The organism is Nocardiopsis alborubida (assembly GCF_012396365.1).
Taxonomy (GTDB): domain Bacteria; phylum Actinomycetota; class Actinomycetes; order Streptosporangiales; family Streptosporangiaceae; genus Nocardiopsis; species Nocardiopsis alborubida.
This window is the reverse complement of the sequence record NZ_JAAXPG010000008.1, coordinates 134,588-157,367: the sequence shown is the minus strand read 5'-3', so window position 1 is coordinate 157,367 and position 22,780 is coordinate 134,588. Positions and strand designations below refer to the sequence as shown.

Genomic DNA, 22,780 nt, shown 5'->3' with positions numbered 1-22,780 from the left:
CAACCCGATTCCCGCACCGGAGGACGCCCGAACCGGGCGAGTACTGCGCGTAGCGTCCGTTGAGGGTGGTGGCCCGCCCCGTCGCGGAGCGCCCCGGCGGGCGGCGGCGGGCGACGGGCGGGCCGAAGCGGAGCGGAGGCCCCCAGGAACAGGACCGGCCCCGCCGCGCGGGGGTCAGGCGCGCAGCTCGCGCTTGAGGATCTTGCCGGTGGAGGTCATCGGCAGCTCGGTGCGGAACTCCACCTCGCGCGGGTACTTGTACCCGGCCAGGCGCTCCTTTGCCCACGCGACGAGCCCCTCGGGGGTGACCTCGGCGCCCTCCTTGGGGATCACGAACGCCTTGACCTCCTCGCCGTGGGTGTCGTGGGGCACGCCCACGACCGCGGCCAGGCTGACCGCCTCGTGGGTCATCAGGACCTCCTCGACCTCACGCGGGTAGACGTTGTAGCCACCGCGGATGATCATGTCCTTGGACCGGTCGACGATGAAGTAGAAGCCCTCCTCGTCGCGGCGGGCGATGTCCCCGGTGCGGAACCAGCCGTCGCGGATCACCTCCGCGTTGACCTCGGGGCGGTTGTGGTACCCCTTCATCACGCAGTGCCCGCGCACCGCGATCTCGCCCTCCTCCGCGACCTCGTTCCACTCGGGGTCGATGAGCTTCATCTCCACACCCCACACCGGCAGCCCGATGGAGCCGGTCTTGGCCTTGACCTTGGGGTTGTTGAACGACACCACCGGGGAGGTCTCGGACAGGCCGTAGCCCTCCTTGATGCCCACGCCGAAGGTCTTGGTGAAGTCCTCGGCGAGCTGGCCGGGCAGGGCGGCGCCGCCGGAGACCGCGTCCACCACGTTGCCCGCGATCGTCTCCAGGTCGTAGGTACCGGGCTCGGCGGCCTGGACGGCGCCCAGCAGCCCCCAGTACATGGTGGGCACGCCAGCGAAGGCGGTGACGCCCTCCTTCTCCATGAGCCTGAGCGCCTCGGCGCCGTCGAAGCGCGGCATGAGGACCATCGTGCCGTGCCGGTACAGGGCCGCGTTGAGCATGACCGTCTGGCCGAAGATGTGGAACAGCGGCAGGACCACGAGGGCGACGTCGCGGCCGTCGGGGTGGGGTTCGACCAGCCTGGCGGAGCCGACCGCGTTCAGCAGCAGGTTGTGGTGGCTCAGTTCGGCGCCCTTGGGCTTGCCGGTGGTGCCGCTGGTGTAGATGATGACCGCGGTGTCCTCGGAACCGGCCTGCACCGTCTCGAACTCGCCGGGCTGGCCCTCCAGCGCCTTCCAGAAGGTCTCGGCGCCGTCGATGGTCGACTCCGTGGCGCCCGGGGAGGCGGGCAGGTCCACGTAGAACTCGCAGGACTCCACCTGGCCGAAGGCCTCGAAGGCGCGCTCTCCCAGCGGGAGTTCCGGGGTCCCGGTGAAGGCGAAGAGCGCCCTGGCCCCGGAGTCCTCCAGGTGGTAGGCGATCTCGCGCGGGGTCAGCAGCACGTTCAGCGGCACGACCACCGCGCCCGCCTTGAGGGCGCCGAAGTACACGAAGGGGAAGTAGGGCACGTTGGGGCTGGCCAGTGCGATCCGGTCCCCCGGCCTGATTCCGCGCGCGACCAGCAGGTTGGCCACCTGGTTGGCGATCATGTTGGTGATCGCGTAGTTCAGGCGCAGGTCGCCGAAGACCAGGCACTCCTTCTCCGGAGTCGACCGGGCGCCGTCCTCCAGAAGCACGGACAGGTTGAGCATGGGGCCTCCCGCAGCCAGATGGGTCCAGTGAATGCACGCCGAATCAGGATGATGTGACCCGTATCGCGTGTTCTGCGCCACTTTGACGGAAGAGTAACAAACCGGCCGGTCGGTGTGGAGGGGGCGAGAGTCCGTAATCTCACCGATCTTCTCCTCCGCCCTCCGCGAGCCCGCCGCCGGGCGCGGGACGCGGCGGCAGCGGGCCCGTCCGCGCAGGGGAGCGGAGAGTGAGGCGCACCGCTCCGGGCCCGGGTCAGCGCCCCGGACGCACCCTCGCGGGGCGGGGAAAACCCGTCCGCGCCCCGACCCGCCAACCGCTAACCTGAGTCGTGTACACCCCGAACCGGCTAAGGAACACGTGGCGATGACAGCGGTAGACGGCGACCAGACGACGGGCGACACCTACGACGCCCGCGCCCTCCAGGACAAGTGGCAGGCGCGCTGGGCCGCCGAGCTTCCGTTCCAGGCCGACGAGGACCCCGCGGACACCCGTCCGCGCTCCTACATCGTCGACATGTTCGCCTACCCCTCCGGCGACCTGCACATGGGCCACGCGGAGGCCTACGCCATCGGCGACGTCATCAGCCGCTACCGCCTCCAGCGCGGTGACAACGTCCTGCACCCGGTGGGCTGGGACTCCTTCGGCCTGCCCGCCGAGAACGCGGCCATCAAGAACAACTCCCACCCCGCCGAGTGGACCTACGCCAACATCGAGACCCAGGCGGCCTCGTTCCGGCGCTACGGCATCAGCGTGGACTGGTCGCGCCGCCTGCACACCAGCGACCCCGAGTACTACCGCTGGAACCAGTGGCTGTTCACGCGCTTCTTCGAGCGCGGACTGGCCTACCGCAAGGACGGCCACGTCAACTGGTGCCCCCAGGACCAGACCGTGCTGGCCAACGAGCAGGTCGTGCAGGGCAGGTGCGAGCGCTGCGGATCCGACGTCGTGCGGCGCAGCCTGAACCAGTGGTACTTCCGCATCACCGACTACGCCCAGCGCCTGCTGGACGACATGGACCAGCTGGACGACGGCCGCTGGCCGGACGAGATCCTGGCCATGCAGCGCAACTGGATCGGCCGCTCCACCGGAGCCGACGTCCACTTCGCCATCGAGGGCCGCGACGAGCCCGTCACCGTCTTCACCACCCGGCCCGACACCCTCTACGGGGCCACCTTCTTCGTCGTGGCCGCCGACGCCGACCTGGCCGACGAGCTGTGCGCGCCCGAACAGCGCGAGGCCTTCGACGCCTACCGCGCCGACGTCGCCAAGCTCTCCGACATCGAGCGCCAGGCCACCGAGCGCCCCAAGACCGGCGTGTTCCTGGGCCGCTACGCCGTCAACCCCGTCAACGGCGAGCGCATGCCCGTGTGGGCGGCCGACTACGTCCTGGCCGACTACGGCCACGGCGCCATCATGGCCGTGCCCGCGCACGACCAGCGCGACCTGGACTTCGCCCTGGCCTTCGACCTGCCGGTCCGGGTCGTGGTGGAGACCGGCGAGCCCGACCCCGTCGAGACGGGCACGGCCACCGCGGGGGAGGGCGTCCTGCGCGACTCCGGCCCGCTGGACGGCCTGGCCAAGACCGAGGCCATCGCGCGCATCATCGAGATCCTGGCCGAGCGCGGAACCGGACAGGGCACGATCAACTACCGCCTGCGCGACTGGCTGCTCTCCCGCCAGCGCTACTGGGGCACCCCCATCCCGATCATCCACTGCCCCTCCTGCGGCGAGGTGCCCGTCCCCGACGAGCAGCTGCCCGTCACCCTGCCCGAACTCAAGGGCGCCGAGCTGGCCCCCAAGGGCGTCTCGCCCCTGGCCGCGGCCACCGAGTGGGTCAACGTCGACTGCCCCTCCTGCGGCGGCCCCGCCGAGCGCGACACCGACACCATGGACACCTTCGTGGACTCGTCCTGGTACTTCCTGCGCTACTGCTCGCCGCGCCTGGACACCGCCCCCTTCGACACCGAGGCCGTGGAGAAGTGGGGGCCGGTGGACCACTACATCGGCGGCAAGGAGCACGCCACGCTCCACCTGATGTACGCCCGGTTCTTCACCAAGGTCCTGCACGACATGGGCATGGTCTCCTTCACCGAGCCCTTCCGCCGCCTGACCAACCAGGGCCAGGTCATCAACCAGGGCCGCGCCATGTCCAAGTCCCTGGGCAACGGCGTGGACCTGGGCAAGGAGATCGACGCCTACGGCGTGGACGCGGTCCGGCTGACCATGCTCTTCGCCTCCCCGCCCGAGGAGGACGTGGACTGGGCCGACGTCTCCGTCGTCGCCGCGCAGAAGTTCCTCAACCGCGCCTACCGGGTGATGAGCGAGGCGGGCGCGGCCAGCGCGCCGGGCACCGACCCCGCCAAGGGCGACACCGGCCTGCGCCGCACCACCCACCGAACCGTCGACCAGATCACGTCCCTGGTCGAGTCCCGGCGGTTCAACGTGGCCATCGCCCGCACCATGGAGCTGGTCTCGGCCGCCCGCAAGGCCATCGACTCCGGCCCCGGCGCCGCCGACCCCGCGGTCCGCGAGGCCGCCGAGGCCGTGGCCGTCGTCCTGTCCCTGTTCGCGCCCTACGTGGCCGAGGAGGGCTGGGAGAAGCTCGGCCGCACCGGCAGCGTCGCCGTCGGCAACTGGCCCGAGGTCGATCCGGCCCTGCTGGTGCAGGAGTCCGTGACCTGCGTGGTGCAGGTGCAGAGCAAGGTCCGTGACAAGCTGTCCGTGGCGCCCGACATCGACCCGGCGGAGCTGGAGCGGCTGGCCCTGGCCTCGGAGAAGGCTCAGGGCTTCATCGGCGACAAGCAGATCCGCAAGGTGGTCGTGCGCGCGCCCAAGCTGGTGAACATCGTCGTCGGCTGACCAGGCACACCAGAGGCGGCGGCCGCGTGTGGCGGCCGCCGCCCGTGTGCGGTCGGCGCGGTGACCGACAGGGAGGCGGTGGCCGGGTGGGTCCCCTCGTGCGGGTGGCCGTGATCGGCGCGGGCACGGTGGTGCTGTCCGCGGTGGCGGTCGGCGGCGGACTGTGGCTGTCCGGGGACGACCCGGGCGTGCCCGAGAGCGGTGACGCCCACGCCGCCGCGCCCGGGTGCGCGGTGGTCTCGGACGCGCTCGTCACCGGTCTGGTGCCAGGCGCGGTCCTGGAGTCCTCCGAGCAGGGTCCCCTGGCGGACGGCGACAGCACCATGTGCTCGTGGTCCTCCGCCGGTCCGGCCGACGGGCCGCAGGGGGTGCTCCGGCTGGACCTGTCCGCCCGTTTCACCGACACCACGGGAGAGGAGCCGGTCACCGGCGCCCAGCGGGCGCGGGATGCCTACACCGCCCTGGTACCGGCGCGCGGCGAGACCGTGGAACTGGCCACCGGGGAGGGCCGGGTGTGGCGCGGTCAGGTGCCCGGCACCGCGGAACTGGCCTTCCCCACCGACAACCTGCTGGTGCGGGTGTCCTACGCCGGGACCTCCGGCACCGAGCCGGTCGGCTTCGGCGAGGCCCGGGACCTGGCAGTGGAGTTCGCCGTGCGGCTCGGAGAGGCTCTGTGAGCGACCAGCACCCCGATGCGCGGGACCCCGAACAGCCCCAGACACACCAGCCTCCGCAGGCACCTCAGCCTCAGCCCCTGCGGGAGCACGAGGCACCGCAGACGCAGGAGTCACAGGAACCTTCGCAGCCTCAGCAGCTGCAGGAGCACGAGGCACCGCAGCCGCACGAGGAACAGCAGCTGCCCCAGTCGCCCCAGGCGGCACAGTCACACGGGGAACAGCAACCACCGCAGCCTCACGGGGAGCAGCAGACTCCCCATGTGCCGCAGACGCATGAGCAGCCACAGGGGCGCCAGCAGCCTCCGCCACCGCCCCAGGCACCACAGCCCCACGGGCAACAGCAGGCCTATCGCCCCCACCAGACCCCGCGGGGGCAGTATCCGCCGCCGCCCAACCCCCCGTGGCAGCAGCCCCACCCCCAGCAGCCCGCGCCCGAGGTGGTGGCCTCCGTCCAACCGCAGAGCCGGGGATGTGCCACCGTCGCCGTGGTCGCCGCCGCCCTGGTGCTGGTCGTGCTCGCCGCCGGGGCGATCTGGTACGTGGTGGCGCGCGACAACCCGGAGACGGGCGCCTTCGGGGCGGCGCCCGAGTGCTCCGTCGCCGAGACCGGGACCCTGGAGGCGCTGGTGCCCGGCCACGAACTGGAGGTCGAGGAGCCGGTCGGCAGCGCGCAGGAGGCGTTCGGCTCGGGCTGGCAGTGCCGGTGGGCGACCCCCGGCGGCCCGGGCGAGCGGGTTCCGGCCACCGCGACGCTGGTGGCCGTGGCCGCCCCCGACCCGGGCGGTATCACGACGGCCGCCGACAACCTGCGCACCACCACCTCCCGGTACGAGACGCAGGAGCTGGAAGGCGTCGGCGAGGAGGCGGTCTCCTGGGTCCAGGAGGACCCGTACACGGTCGCCTGTGTCGGCGCACGGGTGTCCAACCTGTACCTGGAGACCTGTTACAGCGTGGCGGCCAGCTACGACGCGCAGAATCCGGGGGACCGGGAGCGCATGGCCGCGGGCGCCGAGGAGCTCGCACTGTCCGTGACGGAGGCGCTGCCGGACTCCATTCCCGAGTGAGGCCCCGGCGCGCCTACCAGGCCGTGCCCAGGAACTCCTCCAGCGCGGGCGCGACCTCCTCGGCGAAGGGGCGCTGCTCGTCCAGGACCGTGGCCCCGGGCTCGTCCCGGTATCGGCGGAAGACGTGGTCGGTGTCGGGGACGTCCACCCGCCGGGCGCCGTCCAGACCGGTCATCAGCCGGTCCACGTCCTCCCGGGAGACCTGCGTGTCCTCCTCCCCCCACAGGACCAGTACCGGGGTCCCCCCGGGCAGCTCCTCCGCCAGTTCGACGGGGTCGAAGGCGTCCATGTAGGCCAGGAAGTCCTCGTTGGCGAGTGTGTAGACGCCGAACACGCCCCCGCTGGGCATCTCCACGTCGCTGAGCGCACGCCCGGATCTGATCGCGGCCCGTCCGGCGCGGGCGTCGGAGAGCAGCTGGACCACCTGTCTCTCCTCCGTCTGGCCCGAGGCCTCGACGGTACGCACCTGTTCGGTGAGCTGGCGGTCGATCAGGTCGAGGTAGCGCGTTCCGGGAGGCGCGGCGAGTACGAGCGCGGGGGAGGGGTGCTCCGCACCGATGAGCTCGTGGGCGCGCAGCGCGTACAGGGCGCCCTCGCTGTGCCCGACGACGACCACCCGCCCGGGATCCACCTCGGGCTGGGCGACGAGCTCCTCGTAGGCGGCCGCGACCTGCTCGTCGAAGATCGCGGGGTCCACCGGCGCGACCTCGCCGCCGGGGTCCGGCGCCTCGAAGTCCGGACCGCTGCCGTACTTGTCGTAGCGCAGCGAGGCCACCCCGACGTCGGCGAGCACGCGGGACAGGTTCTGGTTGGTGCCGGCGTTGGGGCGCACGGAGCTGTTGCCGTCGCGGTCGGTGGGACCGCTGCCGGAGACGATGAGCGCGCCCGGGACGGTGCCGGAGACGCCCTCGGGCATCCGGAAGGTGCCCGCCACCTCGTGCCCGCCGCCCTCGAAGGCCACCTCGCGCTCGACGCCGCCGACCCCCGGCGCCTCGGCGGCACCGTCGTCGGCGGGGGCGCAGGCGGCGGTGGACAACAGGGCGGCGCTGACCGCACCGACCAGCGCGGTGCGCCAGCGGGCGGCGGGGGAGGAGGCACGTGTGAACACCTCCTCAGACTAGCGGCCCGCGCCCGTCGGCCCCGCGTCGTCCACAGGGGGAAGCGCCCCCGGTCCCTCCGAGGGGAGAGGGGCCGGGGACGCGGGCACACGGGCTCTCAGACGCGGCGCATGACCGCGACCACCTTGCCGAGGATGGTGGCGTCGTCGCCGTTGATCGGCTCGTAGGCCTCGTTGCGCGGCATCAGCCACACGTGGCCGCCCTCCTCGCGGCGCAGCACCTTGACGGTCGCCTCGTCGTCGAGCAGCGCCGCCACGATGTCGCCGTTGTTGGCGTCCTGCTGCTGGCGCACCACCACCATGTCGCCGTCGGTGATGGCGGCGTCGGTCATCGAGTCACCGACCACGGTGAGCATGAACAGGCGCCCCTCACCCACCAGCTGGCGCGGCAGGGCGAGCACGTCCTCCACCGACTCCTCGGCCAGGATCGGACCGCCGGCGGCGATCCGGCCGACCAGCGGCACGGCCGCGGCGCGGGAGAGGTCGATGTCCTCGGGTACCAGGGTCTGCCCCGAGGCGCGTCCGGGCGTGCGCAGTTCGACCGCGCGCGGCCGGTTCTGGTCGCGGTGCAGGTAGCCCTTGCGCTGGAGGACCTTGAGCTGGTGCGCCACGCTGGACGGGCTGGACAGGCCGACCGCTTCCCCGATTTCCCTTATCGAGGGGGGGAAACCCCGCTCCCGGACATAGCGCTGGATGCAGTTCAGCACGCTCTGCTGGCGTGCGGTGAGTTTGGGGGCTTCGGGCGTGGACCCGCCCGCGTTCTCCGCTGGTGCGAGAACGGTGGCGGTGTCTGCGGTTCCGGGATTCTCCTCCGGCACGGCCGGGCCTCCTCGGCATTCGGTTCGGTCAGGGCCTGCTTGTGTGACTGGCCACCCCCGGTCCGCGACCGTGCCGACCTGGGGGTCCACGTGATGGCGAAACCGGTGTGAAATCAAGGTCAACTTTAGTCGTTGCACACGGTGATATCAAACAAGCGTTCGAGGCCGGGGACAATTGTCGCCGCGCGTATTCGCGGTCAATTTCCGGCCTGCACTTACGTGTGTACACGCGTTCACGCGCTGTTGTCCCCGGAATGTGCGAACGCGTGCCCGCGACAGCGGTTCCGGCCAGGTGTGGGGGTCTTATCCTGGGGCGTCGGCTCGACCGAAAACCCGGTGCCACCGGGATTCCGGCGCCCGCCGTCGGGGCGCGGCGGCTCCGGTCGGCGACGCTATCCTTGACCGCGGTGCCGGGTCCCGGAGCAGTCCGGCCGCGCCGACTCCCCCCGCCCCACCCCGCCGCCGCGGGCCGAGATGCCGCGTGGCCGCTCGGCCGTGTCGGGACACACCCGCGCCAGGGTTGCGGCGGGTCAGGAAGAAGTCTAGGTTCGACCACAACATCTGGTGTTTCGGTAGGAGTGGTTGCCCAGAAGTTGTGGTTTAGTGGTACCTAGGCGTTGTCGTTCGGTGAGAGAAGCAGGTGAACCAGGGTGCACTGTCCGTTCTGTCGCCATCCGGACACCAGGGTGATCGACAGCAGGTCCACCGACGACGGCGCGGCCATCCGGCGCCGCCGGTCCTGCCCCGTCTGCGAGCGCAGGTTCACCACCCAGGAGACCGTCCTGCTGATGGTGGCCAAGCGCTCGGGGGTCACCGAGCCCTTCAGCCGGACCAAGATCATCGCCGGGGTGCGCCGGGCCTGCCAGGGGCGCCCCGTCTCCGAGGACGCCCTGGCCAAGCTCGGCCAGCAGGTCGAGGAGGAGATCCGCGGCCGCGGTGTGGCCGAGGTCCCGGCCCACGAGATCGGCCTGGCCATCCTCGGCCCGATGCGTGACCTGGACGAGGTCGCCTACCTGCACTTCGCCAGCGTCTACCGCGGCTTCGAGAGCCTCTCCGACTTCGAGGCCGAGATCGCCAGCCTGCGCCAGGACCGCGAGGCCGAGACCGGCGAGGGCGCCGGGGCCGGCGACCGGAGCGGCGCCACCACGGGATAGCGCACCCGGGGCCCGCACGCCGACCGCGCGCGGGGCCACACCACTCCCGGGACAGAGGGACGCCGGGCACGGTCGGTGACCGTGCCCACGAGTGAGGGGAGGCCCGGCGATGACGGAAACCGCCAGCGGCCAGGCCGGACGCAAGGGCAAGGGGAACCGCAAGGGGATCAGGGTGAAGCGCGTCTTCACCTCCCCGGGCACGCACCCCTACGACTCCCTGGAGTGGGAGCGCCGCGACGTCGTCATGACCAACTGGCGCGACGGCACGGTCAACTTCGAGCAGCGCGGAGTGGAGTTCCCCGCCTCCTGGTCGATGAACGCCACCCAGATCGTGGCGAGCAAGTACTTCCGCGGCGCGGTCGGCACCCCCGAGCGCGAGTGGAGCCTCAAGCAGCTCATCGACCGCGTCGTCGGCGTCTACACCGAGACCGGCCGCGAGCACGGCTACTTCGCCTCCGCCGAGGACGCCGAGGTCTTCGACCACGAGCTCAAGCACGCCCTCGCCCACCAGCTGTTCAGCTTCAACTCCCCGGTGTGGTTCAACGTCGGCACGAATGCAAAAGCCCAGGTCAGTGCGTGTTTCATCCTCTCCGTGGACGACACCATGGAGTCGATCCTGGACTGGTACAAGGAGGAGGGGATCATCTTCAAGGGCGGGTCCGGCGCGGGTGTGAACCTCTCGCGCATCCGCTCCAGCAAGGAGCTGCTCTCCTCCGGCGGGACCGCCTCCGGGCCCGTCTCCTTCATGCGCGGCGCCGACGCCTCGGCCGGGACCATCAAGTCCGGCGGCGCCACCCGCCGGGCCGCCAAGATGGTCGTGCTGGACGTGGACCACCCCGACATCGAGGACTTCGTCGAGACCAAGGCCCGCGAGGAGCACAAGATCCGTGCCCTGCGCGACGCCGGGTTCGACGTCGACCTCGGCGGCGGCGACATGTTCAGCGTCCAGTACCAGAACGCCAACAACTCCGTGCGGGTCTCCGACGCGTTCATGCGCGCCGTGGAGAGCGGCTCCGACTTCGGCCTGACCTCGCGCACCACCGGCGAGGTCGTCGCCACGGTGGACGCCAAGGAGCTGTTCCAGCGCATGGCCAGGGCCGCCTGGGAGTGCGCGGACCCGGGCATCCAGTACGACGGCACGATCCAGGACTGGCACACCACGCCCGAGAGCGGGCGCATCAGTGCGAGCAACCCGTGCAGTGAGTACCTCCATCTGGACGACTCGTCCTGCAACCTGGCCTCGATCAACCTGCTGAAGTTCCTGCGCGAGGACGACACCTTCGACGTGGAGCGCTTCACCGCGCTCACCGAGCTGGTCATCACGGCGATGGACGTCTCCATCACCTTCGCCGACTTCCCCACGGAGAAGATCGGCGAGACCACCCGCGCCTACCGGCAGCTCGGTATCGGCTACGCCAACCTGGGCGCCCTGCTCATGGCGACCGGCCACGCCTACGACTCCGAGGGCGGGCGCGCCGTCGCCGCCGCCGTGACCTCGCTGATGACCGGCACCGCCTACCGGCGCAGCGCCGAGCTGGCCGGGGTGGTCGGCCCCTACGACGGCTACCGGCGCAACGAGCGGGCCCACAAGAGGGTCATGCGCAAGCACGCCGCCGCCAACGACGACCTGCGCACCGTCGGAACCCTGGAGGAGCCGATCCACGCCGCGGCCACCCGCGAGTGGGCCGAGTGCCTCAGGATCGGCGAGCGCAACGGCTGGCGCAACGCCCAGGCGAGCCTTCTCGCGCCCACTGGGACCATCGGCTTCATGATGGACTGCGACACCACCGGCATCGAGCCGGACTTCTCGCTGGTCAAGTTCAAGAAGCTGGTCGGCGGCGGCTCCATGCAGATCGTCAACCAGGCCATCCCGCGCGCGCTGGGCAACCTCGGCTACCAGGACGAGCAGATCGAGGCCGTCGTCGAGTACGTCTCCGAGAACGGCCACGTCGTGGACGCGCCCGGCCTGCGCGCCGAGCACTACGAGGTGTTCGACTGCGCGATGGGGCTCCGCTACATCCGGCCCATGGGCCACGTGCGGATGATGGCCGCGGTGCAGCCCTTCCTGTCCGGCGCGATCTCCAAGACGGTGAACGTGCCGGAGGAGGCCTCGGTCGAGGACTTCGAGCACATCTACTTCGAGGGCTGGCGGATGGGCCTGAAGGCGCTCGCCGTCTACCGCGACAACTGCAAGGTGGGCCAGCCGCTGTCCACCGGCGGGACGCGGGAGAAGGAGGCCGAGCCCGAGGTGCGGACCGTCGAGGTGCACCGGCCGGTCCGACGCCGCCTGCCCAAGAAGCGCCCGAGCGAGACCACGTCGTTCTCCGTGGGCGGGGCCGAGGGCTACATCACCGCGGGCTCCTATCCTGACGACGGCCTGGGCGAGGTGTTCATGAAGCTCGGCAAGCAGGGGTCCACCCTGGCCGGGGTGATGGACGCCTTCTCCATCGCGATCTCCATCGCCCTCCAGTACGGGGTCCCGCTGGAGACCTACGTGGACAAGTTCACGAACATGCGGTTCGACCCGGCGGGCATGACCGACGACCCGGACATCCGCATGGCCCAGTCGGTGGTGGACTACATCTTCCGCCGCCTGGCCCTGGACCACCTGCCCTACGAGGAGCGCGCCGCGCTGGGGGTGCTGTCGGCCGCCGAGCGCCAGGCGCAGGTGGCGGGGGAGGATCCGGCCCAGGTCGCCGCGCAGGTGGAGTCCTACGCCCAGTCCGCGGCCACCCGCGGGGCGGACGCCGCCGAGGAGACCCCGGCGGCCCCGGTGGAGGAGCCGCACGCGGCGGCGGAGCGGCCGACCCGGGCGCACTCCACCGCGGAGCTGATGGAGGGCAAGGGCTTCGTGGCGGACGCTCCGCTGTGCGTGACCTGCGGTACCAAGATGCGCCCGTCGGGCAGCTGCTACGCCTGCGAGGGCTGCGGAGCCACCAGCGGCTGCAGCTGATCCGCGGCGGACGGACGGCTCGGGGAGGGGGCGGGTCCGCGCCCCCTCCCCGGCGCGCGGGTTCCGTGTCAGCCGCGGCCGCGGTCTCCCGAGACGGCCGCGACCGCGGCGGTCACGGCGGTCACCCCCAGCACGGCGGGCCAGGCGCCGACCCTCCTCGCCAGCGGGTGGGACAGCCCGAACGCGCCCACGTACACGCCGGTGAGCGCGACCGCCGTGCCCACCCCCGAGCGGCGGCGCCAGGTCTCGAATGCCGCGGCGCCGAACGCGGCCAGCACGGCCCCGCCCAGCGGGCGGCTGCCCGTCGCGCGGGCCACCGTGTAGCCGCCGATCAGGCCCGCGGTGGTCAGGACGGAACTGGGTACTGCGGGCATCGGTGGTGTCCCCTCTCGCTGCGGCCGGAGCCGGTGGCTGCGTGCGCCAACGACGTTATCCGCCGCCCGGCGGCGGTGCCGTCCGGCCCGCGCGGGCCGGACCCGCGGGGTGCGTTCCCGTCACGCTCCGGTACGCGGCTCTGGGTTCTGGACGCGTCCCATGACAGGCTTGGTGCTGTCCGCTACGGCCCCTCCGGTCACGAAACAGGCTCCCACCTGGAACCGGACCGCGATACGCGACGTCGTAGCCGATAGTTCCCGACCTCCGACCAAGGAGCCCATGCCTATGTCGTTCGCGCAGACCGTGCGCGGCGCGGCCGGTGCCGTCGCCCAGGGGGGCGATCCGCGCCAGGCGGTGTCCGACGCGCTGCAACAGGCCACCGAGGGCGGTGGCCTCGACCCCCGGGACTTCGTCGCCGCCCGTGAACAGGGTGACTCCGTCGGCACCCGCATCGAGCAGAAGAGCACGTCCCTCAACAACGCGGGCGAGGCGATCAACCGCAGCTACTACGAGCGCGGCGACGGCGGACCGATCCACGTCATCTGTCCCATGGTCATCCCCCGCGGGCGCACCTTCGTGACGATGCTCCCGGCCATCGCGCTGGTGGCCCTCGGTGTGGTGGGCGCCGTCCTCGTCCTGGCCCCCCAGGCCGTCAGCGGTGGAAACCCCCTGGTCAACCCCGTCTTCGGCATCCACTACTGGTTGATCACCATCGCGGTGGCCGTGTTCATGTGGTGGCGCCAGGGCATGGTGATGGTGCCGGAGGGCTGCGAGGCCATCGTCACCCGCTTCGGCAAGATGGAGAACGTCTTCAAGGCCGGGCGGGTCACGCTCTTCAACCCCTGGAAGCGCGTCTCCTACATCGTCAACACCACCCGCGAGTACCCCTTCAACGCGCCGATCCGCTCGGCGCCCACCAAGAGCGGTGTGCAGGCCTCCATAGACCTGTTCGTGCAGTTCCGGATCGTCAACGCCACCGACTTCGTCTACACGCTGGGCGGCGTGAACGGCTTCCAGGAGAAGCTGAACAACGCGATCAGCGAGACCACCCGCAGCCTCATCTACGAGCAGCAGGCCTCCGCCATCTACGACATGGTCGGCGACAACACCCAGAGCCTGGTGGAGCAGCTCAACCGCCAGTTCAGCGGGATCGTGGAGCTGACCAGCGCCAACATCACCCACGCCGAGCCCTCCAACCAGGAGTACCGGATGGACCTGGCGGCGCCGGAGATGGTCCGCGTCGCCAAGGACGCCTACACCTTCGAGTACGAGCTCCAGCTGCGCAAGGAGCAGAACGAGGGTGACCTGAACAAGGAGCTGGCGACCCTCAACGAGACCCTGTCCGCGATCCAGGCCGACATCGCCCAGTACCAGGCGCAGATGGACACCGCCCTGGAACGCGAGACCAACCGGGCCCGCTCCCTGGCCCACCAGCGCTTCGTCGAGGCCGAGTCCGAGGCCAACGCCAACGCGGCCCTGTTGCAGGCCCAGGCCCTGGACATCCGCGCGGTCAGCGCCGCCGACGCCCCCGAGATCCTCAACTACCGCTTCCGCGAGACCCTTCTGGACAAGCTGGAGGGTGTCGCCGACAGCCTCCCGCAGGTCCTGCGGATCGGGTCGGGCGACTCCGCCAGCGTCGACTACCTGCGCATCGCGCAGGAGATCATCGGTCAGGCCGACACCGCCCTGTTCTCGCAGGAGGACATGGAGGCCATCCGCTCCCGCCTCGGGGCCATCCGGGGCCGTATCGCCGAGCGCGAGCAGGAGATCAGCGCGCTGGTCCGGGACGCCGACGACCCCAGGGCCGAACGGGGCCGGGGCGAGGACCCGGGGGAGGAGCTGGTGGAGGAGATCCGCCAGTCCGTCTCCGAGCAGGCCATCGACGAGCGCATGTCCGAGGCGCCCAAGGGGCCTCAGGCAACACAAGAGTCCCAGGAGACGCACGGTCGGCACGAGGCCCCGCGGGAGCAGGACTCCGCCCGGCCGTCGGCCGACGCGCCGCCCTCCTCGGACGCACCCCGGCGGTTCCCCGAGGACCCGCCCCCGCCGCCGTGGTCGCGCGGCACCCAGGGCTTCGGCCCCGACGAGGGAGGTCAGTAGATGAGCCAGTCAGTGAACGCCGGCGGCGGCTCCAGCATCAAGGAGTCCCTCGCCTCCTGGGGCGACCTGGCGGGTCTGCTGCGCGGCGGCGACCAGGGCGCGATCGTTCCCGTGGTCATCCCGCGCGACAACCGCGGCCTGCGGTGGACCGTTCTGGTCTGGTTCGGCCTGTTCGCCCTGTGCTCGGCGCTGATGATGGCCCTCAACGCCTCGGCGGGCGGGTTCGGCTTCGGGGTCGCCTACGTCGTGCTGGCCGTGCCGACCCTGATCGTCGGCCTCCTCAGCATCGTCGTGGCGGGTCTGTGGTGGTGGCGCAGCTCGATCGTCGAGATCGAGGAGGGCACGCACGGCATCCTCACCAAGTACGGCGCGATCGTGAAGCCGATCGGCCCGGGCCGCCACTACCTGTGGCACCCGTGGTCGCGGGTGGACTTCGTGGTGGACACCCGCACGGAGATCCCCTACACGGCGCCGGTCCTGGCCTGCCCCACGCGGGAGAACGTGCCGCTGAAGTCGATCGAGTTCTTCCTCAAGTTCCAGATCACCGACCCGATCCGGTTCGTGACGATCATCGGCGCGAGCAACTTCGACCTCGTGCTCTCCAGCGCGGTGCAGGACGCCATCCGTCAGCGCAGCCGCCTGGTCAACACCGAGTCCGCCTACGACCTGCGCGGTTCCAACGTCGAGGACATGCGCCGCCTGCTCAACGGGCAGCTGGAGAAGTACGGCGTGCGGATCACCGGCTGCAACATCCCCGACGTGCAGCTGCCCAGCCAGTACCAGCAGCACCTGTCCACCCGGGAGCGGGTGGCCAAGGAGCTGGTGGCCTACGAGCAGGAGTGGGAGCTGACGCGCAAGCGCCGGATCGACACCCTGCTGATGGACATCGAGCGCTCCAAGAAGACCCGTGACGCCAAGATCGTCGAGGTCAACGCCTCCCTCAACAAGGCGCGCAAGGACGTGGCGCAGATGTTGGAGGAGCAGGAGACCGAGGCGCAGCGGGTGCGCTACGAGATCGAGACGCGCGGGCGCGCCGACCTGGTGGCCGCCGAGAACGAGGCGAAGGCGCAGGAGCGCCTGGCCACGGCCTACCGGGACAACCGGGCGGTGCTGGAGTACGAGCTGGCCCGCCGCCGCCTGGACGTGGGCGCCACCCTGGCCGGGCGCGCCCCGCGCCCGGTGGTGGTGCAGACCGAGGCCGGTGCGGGGGACGCCTCGGCGCTGTCGACGCTGCTGACCGCGCAGTTGCTGCCCCAGGTGATGGACGGCCGGGGTTCGCGGGCACCGCTGGGCGGAGCGGGCGGCTCCGGCGGCTCGGGTGGGGCCAGGGAGGTCCTGGACTCCGCGCAGGGCGCGCTCTCCGCGGCCGCCGAGCGCCAGCAGCAGATGGCCGACGAGTACCAGCGCCAGCAGGGCGCCGCGATGCGCGAGCAGTTCGAGCGCGGTGAGGGGTACGGCGGGCAGAGGCGCCGCTAGGTCGTGTTCCTCGGATCGTTTCGGTCCCGCCCGTCGCCCTCCACCACCCCCAAGGGAGAGCCTGCGGCTCCAGCTTCGCCGCGGGCACCGGGCTGCCTCTCGCCGCGCCGGTTTCGCCTGAAAAGCCGACCAGGCTGATCTGCGCGAACCGTGTTGCGAGAGGTCGCCCGGACGGCCGCTCGCTGATCCGGAAGCCTTCGCGGAACACTCCCCAGCCCCGACGGCTCAGCCCCGCGGCCGGGCCGCTGGGCGGGGCCGGAGACGGGGTGAGGGCCCGCGACCGGGAGCGGTCGCGGGCCCTTCCTCGTGTCCCGGGCTCAGGCGACGGGGGAGAGGGAGGAGTAGCCCCCGGCGATGTCGATCCCGTTCCGCGCGGCGATCTCGACCAGGTCCTCGACCTCGCCCGCCTGCGCGCTGGCCAGGTCGTCGTCGCCGAGCGCGTGGGCGCGGCGCAGCGCGGTGATCGAGTCGTGGATGCGCACGTGGAGGGTGAGCGCGAACTCGCGCATGGGGCCTCTTCTCAGGGTTGGCGGCGCTGCCGGAGGGGGGAGGGCCTGCGGCTCTCCCCTGGGGGGCGTGTCCCTGTGTACCCGGCGAGGTTGAGAGCGGGGTTGGAGGGGGACAAGGACCGGCAAGGTGAGGGTGAAAACGCGGCCGCCCGCCGCGCGGTGGCGCGGCGGGCGGGACACGGGTGCGTGGGCGCGGTCAGTGGTTGACCCAGACGTACCAGTCGCCCGACACGTGCTCGTAGATCCTGGAGCCCTGCCCGGGGACGAAGACGCCCTCGGGGATCTGCTCGGTGCTGTGGGCCAGGCCGGAGGGGCTGAACAGTCCCGATCCCTCCACCGCGTAGTGGGTGACGCCCTCGTACGCCGAGACGCTGCGCAGCGAGTACAGCCCCACCCGTTCGCCGTTGAGCGGGATGGAGGTGCGGCCGTCGGTGTCCTCGCTCAGCGAGAGCAGCTGGTCGGCGGAGGCGCTGATCCGGCTCTGGAGCGGGACGTCGGCCACTGCCAGGCCGATCGCGACGGCGGCGATCACCGGAGCGGACACCCAGCGCAGCCAGTAGTGGCGGATCATCGGGCGGGCCACCGCCAGGGCGATGCCCAGGCGCAGCGCACCCATCCCGGCGAGCAGCAGGCCGCCCACCAGAGCGGCGAAGAACGTGATCAGGTGTCCGCCGGGGACGCTGTCCTCGAAGAGCAGGACCAGACCGACCACGCCGCAGGCGGGGATGTAGAGCCGGCCGGGCGGACGGGAGGCCCAGCTGATCAGGCGCTGGCCGAGCGTCGGCTTCTCCGCGATCTCGATCAGCTTGGCCAGGGACCTGTCAGGGGCCGGGCCGGAAGCTGCGGCGGACATGGCGTTCCCCCCACCGAATCCGTGTCATGGGGACGCGGACCCGGAGCGAACGGGAAGAGGAGCCGCAGGGGGCCGCGTCACAGTCGATACGGCCGTCGAAGCACGGCCTGCTCCACAGGATAGAGCAGTGGCGGAGCGTGTTCGGGGAGACGCGGGGAAACGCCGCCGTCTTTCCCGCGGGTTCCGGACGGCTGTCGGCGGTGTTTCCGGTGCCGCACGTTGACGCGCGGCGAGAGGACGAGGTGGTCCCAGGACCAGCGGCCGCCGCTCACCGCCATCAGCACGCACACCGCCGTGACCAGTGACGTCGTGCCCCACGAGGAGAAGGGCGCCAGGTCGGGCGCGCCCGCCGTGAGGGCGCCGAGCACGGCCGCGGCGGCGAGCAGGGGGCCCGTCAGCCATGTGAGCAGGCCCACGGCGAAGGCGATCGAGAGCGCGACGAGCAGGGCGGGCAGCGCCCCCGCGGTCGGGGAGAGCGCGCCCAGGCCGGTCGCGGTGAGGTGATCGGCCACCGCGGTCTCCCGGTCGCGCAGCGCGAGCCCGTACTCGGTGAACATCCATCCGACGCCCACCCGGACGAGGGCGGCGGCGACGTCGTAGAGGCGTCCCCGGGAGATCCGCGGCCGCGGATACGGCCTGGCACGCTGCATGTCCATTCCTCCCGGGCGACCGGCGGTCCTGACAAGCGGAAACTACACAAGGTCATGGCCGTTAACCTCTTGTGGTGGTCGGCGAGTCGCGCAAAAGGGTGCGTTCGAGGTCCTCTCGTCCGGGTCGGCTCCGTGTGCGCGGGTTCCGGGGCCGCGGTCCGCGCCCTTCGCGTGCCGGGCCGTGTGCGGGTGCGCGGGCGGCCCCGACGGCGGCCCGGGCGGTCTGAGGCCTTCCCGGCGATGCCCCCGGTTCCCGGGCCCCGCACGGCGTCCGCGCGCCACGCCCTAAGGTGGATACTGTGCCGACCACATCCACGCCCGCCCCGCCGCCCGCCGCACCGACCTACGAGTTGGAGGACGAACTCCGCTCCTCCGGCGCGCGGGTGGTCGCCGGAGTGGACGAGGTGGGCCGCGGCGCCTGGGCCGGGCCGCTCCTGGTCTGCGCCGCCGTCCCCGGCGAGGGCGCCCCGCCCTCCGGGCTGACCGACTCCAAGCGCCTGACCCCCAAACGCCGCCGGGAGATCGCCGACCAGCTGCGCCCCTGGGTCGCCGACCACGCCTTCGGCTGGTCCTCCCCCGAGGAGATCGACGAGGTCGGTATGACCGAGGCACTGCACCGGGCCTCCCGACGCGCCCTGGACGCGCTCTCCCCGCGGCCCGACGCCGTCATCCTCGACGGCAGGCACGACTTCATCGGCCGCCCCTGGCGGGTGCGCACCTGCGTCAAGGGCGATCTGGCCTGCGTCAGCGTCGCCGCCGCCGCGATCCTGGCCAAGGTCCACCGCGACGCCCTCATGGCCGACCTGGCCGCCGACCATCCGGGCTACGGGTTCGAGCGGGCCGCCGGGTACCCCTCGCCCGCGCACCGAGCCGCCCTGGCCGAGTCCGGACCCACCCCGCACCACCGGATGAGCTGGGCCTACCTCGACGACCTGCCCCGATGGAAGCACCTGCGCAGGGTCCGCCCCGCTCCCGGCGGGCAGCTCCCCCTGCTGTGAGGACCGGACCCGCGGACCCCGGGCGGCCCCCGGCCAGGGGCCACGACACGCGGTCCCGTACTGGACATCCGCCCCACTTGGGGCAAGGCTGTGGCTGTGGACGTCGGCCCCCCGACGCCCCCCGCCCCCGACCCGACCCCCGCCGGTCAGGAGAGCCGACCGCCACGGACCCCCACGCAGGAAGGTGCATGGATGACGCGTGAGATGCGCTCCACCGCCGCCGCGGAGCCGGTACGCGCCTCGGGACTCGACCGCCTGCGCGCCCTCTACCACCGCGTCCCCCTCGGCCGACGGCTCGTGTCCGCCCTGGTCCTGCTGACCGTGGTCGCCGTCGTCGCGCTCGTCACGGGCGCGTCCGCCTTCGGCGCGGTCACCGCGGCCCTGGTCCTGCTGATGGTCCTGGCCGCCCTCATGCGCTCCGTCGACGCCTTCGCCACCGTCATGGTGTGCGTGCTCTGGCTCGCGGTGTCCGTCCCCCTCTTCCAGATCCCCCTCGCGGGCGAGCCCGTCACGCTGCTGGTCCTGCCCCTGCCTCTGCTCGTGGTCCTGGCCGCCGGGCGGGCGCGCGAGTTCCCCGTCTGGCACACCATCGTGCTCTCGTTGACCGCCGGGCTCATCGCCGGGTTCTCCCTGGCCCTGGTCGGACTGGTCGTCGAGCCCTTCCCCGCCTCCTGGGGGATCATCCTGCTCTACGCCGCCGCGGGCGCCTGCCTGCTGTGGCGGCTGTCGGCCTCCCGCCAGATCCACCGGGAGAGCGAGGCCAACCGGCGTGAGACCGCCAAGTCCATGCCCGTCTCGCGCCGCAACGGCGGCTCGGGCCCCGCGAACGCGTCCGGGGGCCAGGACGGCTCCGAGGGCCGCACCCGGCCGCTGCGAGGGCGCACCGGTACCGGCTCCCGCGGGGCCGCCGCCGCGGACTCCGACGACGAGCCCGTCCCCGTCGACCAGGCCCTGGCCGAACTGGAGGACATGGTCGGCCTCGACCCGGTCAAACAGCAGGTGCGCGGGATCGCCGCCTCCATCGAGGCGGCCCGCCTGCGCGCCGACGCGGGCTTCCCCGTGGAGCGGCCCCTGCGCCACCTGGTCTTCTCCGGTCCGCCCGGCACCGGCAAGACCAGCGTCGCCCGCACCCTGGCCACCATCTTCCACTCCTTCGGGCTGCTGCCCACCTCCCGTGTGGTCGAGGCCCAGCGCGCCGACCTCGTGGGGGAGTACCTGGGCGCGACCGCCATCAGGACCAACGAGCTCATCGACCGGGCGCTGGGCGGCGTGCTGTTCGTGGACGAGGCCTACTCCCTGGTCAACGAGGGCGACGGCCAGGCCGACCGGTTCGGCAACGAGGCGGTGCAGACCCTGCTCAAGCGCGCCGAGGACGACCGCGACCAGCTCGTCGTGGTCCTGGCCGGGTACGAGAAGGAGATGGACGCCTTCCTGGCCTCCAACCCTGGTCTGGCCTCGCGCTTCGCCACCCGCATCAGCTTTCCCAGCTACAGCGCCGACGAGTTGTTCCGCATCGCCGAGTCCCTCGTCCACCAGCGCGGCGACATCCTCGACGACGGAGCCGCCCAGGCGCTGCGGCGAAGGTTCGACCAGGTGGTCCAGCGCGAGGTGGTCGACGAGCTCGGCAACGGCCGCTTCGCCCGCTCGGTGGTCGAGAAGGCCGCCCAGGCCCGCGACGTGCGCGTGGTCACCGCCGGAGTGGACGGCGCGGAGCCCGCGCCCCGCCCCGAGGCCGAGGACCTCATCACCGTCCGGGCCTCGGACGTGGAGGCCGCCCACCGGGAGCTGACCTCCCGCCTGCCCGGTTTCGGCGAGGCGCCCGGCATCGGGGAGGCGCTGGCCGAACTGGACTCCATGATCGGTCTGGAGCCGGTCAAGGAGCAGGTCCGCTCCATCGTGGCCCAGCTGCGGGTGGCCAAGCTCCGTGAGGAGCAGGGGCTGCTCAACCAGGCGCCCATGCGGCACTTCGTGTTCTCCGGTCCGCCCGGCACCGGCAAGACCACCGTCGCCCGGGTGCTCGGCCGGGTCTTCGCGGCGCTGGGCCTGCTCGGCCGCGCCGACGTGGTCGAGGCCCAGCGCGCCGACCTGGTCGGCGAGCACCTGGGCGCCACGGCGGTCAAGACCAACCGGCTCGTGGACCGGGCGCTGGGCGGCGTGCTGTTCGTGGACGAGGCCTACTCCCTGGTCAACCCCGGCTACAGCGGCGGTGACGCCTTCGGCTCCGAGGCCATCCAGACCCTGCTCAAGCGGGCCGAGGACGACCGGTCCCGGCTCGTGGTCGTGCTCGCGGGCTACCCGGCGGAGATGGAGCGCTTCCTGGCCTCCAACGCGGGACTGTCCTCGCGGTTCAACGTGCGGGTGCGCTTCCCCTCCTACACCGCCGACGAGCTCACCGAGATCGCCGAGGCGGTGGCCGCCCGTACCGGCGACGCCTTCGACGACACCGCGCGCGAGGACCTGCGCAGCATCTTCGCGCACGTGTGCGAGGCCGGGTGGATCGACGAGCTCGGCAACGGCCGCTTCGCCCGCTCCCTGTTCGAGAAGGCGTGCTCCCACCGCGACCTGCGCGTGTCCCAGGAGCTGGGCGAGGCCGCGACCGCCGCCGAACTCACCGTGCTGACCAGCGTCGACGTCCGCAAGGCCTACGCCGAGGCGACGCAGTAGACCCGAGGGGACGCGCACAGGCGTGCTGCTAGTGTCCGGATCATGACCGCTGCACCCACTTCCTCCTCCGCGCCCCGCGTCACCCAGGCGCTCATCCTCGCCGGCGGCCAGGCCACCCGGCTGCGGCCCTACACCGACACCCGACCCAAGGCGATGGTGGAGGTGGCCGGACGGCCCATCATCGACTACCAGCTGGAGTGGCTCACGGGCCACGGCGTCGAACACGTCGTCGTCTCCTGCGGCTACAAGGCCGAGGTCCTGCGCGAGTACCTGGAGGGCCGCGAGGGCGGCCCGCGGGTCACGCTCCTGGTCGAGGACGAGCCGCTCGGCCGCGGCGGAGCCCTGCGCTTCGCCTCCACCGGTCTGCACGACCCGGACGCGCCCTACTTCGCGCTCAACGGCGACGTGCTCACCTGGTTCCCCCTGGACGAGATGACCGCCCACCACCGGGAGCGGGGCGGCCTGGCCACCCTGGCCCTGGCCCGGTTCCGCACGACCTGGGGCATCGTGGACGTGGACGACCAGGACCGGATCGAGGGGTTCACCCAGAGCCCGCTGCTGCCGGTGTGGATCAACGCCGGGGTGTACCTGTTCGAGCCGGGCATCACCCCGCTGCTGCCGACCAAGGGCGACCACGAGTCCTCCACCTTCCCCGACCTGGCCAAGGAGGGCCGCCTGGCCGCCTACCGCATCGACGGCTTCTGGCGCGGCGTGGACACCGCCAAGGACGTCAAGGAGGCGGGGGAGCAGATCACCGCCATGCGCGGGGGCGCCTGAC

The 22,780-nt window shown here is 72.0% G+C and carries 17 protein-coding genes; 10 read left to right on the top strand and 7 right to left on the bottom strand.

Annotated elements, in window-relative coordinates; translation table 11 throughout:
* Nucleotides 1-174 precede the first annotated feature (174 nt).
* Complete coding sequence (locus tag HGB44_RS10780) at nt 175-1,734, bottom strand: long-chain-fatty-acid--CoA ligase (protein WP_061078902.1); 1,560 nt, start codon at nt 1,732-1,734, stop codon at nt 175-177.
* Nucleotides 1,735-2,098: 364 nt separating this feature from the next.
* On the opposite strand from HGB44_RS10780, the gene leuS reads away from it, so the two are divergent.
* The 3 genes from leuS (at nt 2,099) to HGB44_RS10765 (ending at nt 6,335) form a co-directional block, all read left to right on the top strand.
* Complete coding sequence (gene leuS, locus HGB44_RS10775; RefSeq protein WP_061078903.1) at nt 2,099-4,594, top strand: leucine--tRNA ligase; 2,496 nt, start codon at nt 2,099-2,101, stop codon at nt 4,592-4,594.
* Between the two features lie 86 nt (nt 4,595-4,680).
* The gene (locus HGB44_RS10770; RefSeq protein WP_061078904.1) at nt 4,681-5,271 is read left to right on the top strand and encodes a hypothetical protein; all 591 of its coding nucleotides are present in this window, start codon (nt 4,681-4,683) and stop codon (nt 5,269-5,271) included.
* A gap of 437 nt (nt 5,272-5,708) precedes the next feature.
* On the top strand, nt 5,709-6,335 hold the full coding sequence (locus HGB44_RS10765) for a lipase chaperone (protein WP_061078905.1): 627 nt from the start codon (nt 5,709-5,711) through the stop codon (nt 6,333-6,335).
* Nucleotides 6,336-6,348: 13 nt separating this feature from the next.
* Here the strand turns inward: HGB44_RS10765 and HGB44_RS10760 are convergent, their stop codons facing one another.
* Nucleotides 6,349-7,443 carry an alpha/beta hydrolase family protein gene (locus HGB44_RS10760; protein ID WP_061078906.1) on the bottom strand — a complete coding sequence of 365 codons (1,095 nt, stop codon included), beginning with the start codon at nt 7,441-7,443 and terminating at the stop codon, nt 6,349-6,351.
* Between the two features lie 107 nt (nt 7,444-7,550).
* Nucleotides 7,551-8,270, bottom strand: coding sequence for a transcriptional repressor LexA (gene lexA / locus HGB44_RS10755; RefSeq protein ID WP_061078907.1), 720 nt, complete (start codon nt 8,268-8,270; stop codon nt 7,551-7,553).
* A 650-nt stretch (nt 8,271-8,920) separates the two neighbouring features.
* Here lexA and nrdR point away from each other — a divergent pair.
* Together nrdR and HGB44_RS10745 are read left to right on the top strand one after the other, a co-directional pair.
* Nucleotides 8,921-9,424: a transcriptional regulator NrdR gene (gene nrdR, locus HGB44_RS10750; protein ID WP_061078908.1), complete on the top strand. Its 504-nt coding sequence runs from the start codon at nt 8,921-8,923 to the stop codon at nt 9,422-9,424.
* A 109-nt stretch (nt 9,425-9,533) separates the two neighbouring features.
* A complete protein-coding gene (locus HGB44_RS10745; RefSeq protein ID WP_061078909.1) occupies nt 9,534-12,377 on the top strand; it encodes a vitamin B12-dependent ribonucleotide reductase in 2,844 nt (947 codons plus the stop codon).
* A 68-nt stretch (nt 12,378-12,445) separates the two neighbouring features.
* On the opposite strand, the gene HGB44_RS10740 is transcribed toward HGB44_RS10745, so the two are convergent.
* Nucleotides 12,446-12,751 carry a hypothetical protein gene (locus HGB44_RS10740; protein ID WP_061078910.1) on the bottom strand — a complete coding sequence of 102 codons (306 nt, stop codon included), beginning with the start codon at nt 12,749-12,751 and terminating at the stop codon, nt 12,446-12,448.
* A 286-nt stretch (nt 12,752-13,037) separates the two neighbouring features.
* Here HGB44_RS10740 and HGB44_RS10735 point away from each other — a divergent pair, with 286 nt between their 5' ends.
* Nucleotides 13,038-14,852, top strand: coding sequence for an SPFH domain-containing protein (locus HGB44_RS10735; protein ID WP_061078911.1), 1,815 nt, complete (start codon nt 13,038-13,040; stop codon nt 14,850-14,852).
* Nucleotides 14,853-16,328 carry an SPFH domain-containing protein gene (locus HGB44_RS10730; RefSeq protein ID WP_061078912.1) on the top strand — a complete coding sequence of 492 codons (1,476 nt, stop codon included), beginning with the start codon at nt 14,853-14,855 and terminating at the stop codon, nt 16,326-16,328.
* A gap of 317 nt (nt 16,329-16,645) precedes the next feature.
* Here the strand turns inward: HGB44_RS10730 and HGB44_RS10725 are convergent, their stop codons facing one another.
* The 3 genes from HGB44_RS10725 to HGB44_RS10715 all read right to left on the bottom strand — a co-directional run bounded on the left by HGB44_RS10725 (nt 16,646) and on the right by HGB44_RS10715 (nt 18,340).
* Nucleotides 16,646-16,837: a hypothetical protein gene (locus HGB44_RS10725; RefSeq protein ID WP_013154335.1), complete on the bottom strand. Its 192-nt coding sequence runs from the start codon at nt 16,835-16,837 to the stop codon at nt 16,646-16,648.
* A gap of 196 nt (nt 16,838-17,033) precedes the next feature.
* Nucleotides 17,034-17,690, bottom strand: coding sequence for a hypothetical protein (locus HGB44_RS10720; RefSeq protein ID WP_061078913.1), 657 nt, complete (start codon nt 17,688-17,690; stop codon nt 17,034-17,036).
* Between the two features lie 77 nt (nt 17,691-17,767).
* Nucleotides 17,768-18,340 (bottom strand): hypothetical protein, encoded by a 573-nt coding sequence (locus HGB44_RS10715; protein WP_061078914.1) that lies wholly within the window; start codon nt 18,338-18,340, stop codon nt 17,768-17,770.
* Between the two features lie 299 nt (nt 18,341-18,639).
* Between HGB44_RS10715 and HGB44_RS10710 the strand changes: the two genes are divergently transcribed.
* The 3 genes from HGB44_RS10710 to HGB44_RS10700 all read left to right on the top strand — a co-directional run bounded on the left by HGB44_RS10710 (nt 18,640) and on the right by HGB44_RS10700 (nt 22,779).
* Entirely contained in the window at nt 18,640-19,338 is a 699-nt protein-coding gene (locus HGB44_RS10710) for a ribonuclease HII (RefSeq protein WP_061078915.1), read from the top strand.
* 192 nt (nt 19,339-19,530) lie between these two features.
* Nucleotides 19,531-22,002: an AAA family ATPase gene (locus HGB44_RS10705; protein WP_061078916.1), complete on the top strand. Its 2,472-nt coding sequence runs from the start codon at nt 19,531-19,533 to the stop codon at nt 22,000-22,002.
* 42 nt (nt 22,003-22,044) lie between these two features.
* Nucleotides 22,045-22,779, top strand: coding sequence for a nucleotidyltransferase family protein (locus tag HGB44_RS10700; RefSeq protein WP_061078917.1), 735 nt, complete (start codon nt 22,045-22,047; stop codon nt 22,777-22,779).
* Nucleotide 22,780: the final 1 nt, after the last annotated feature.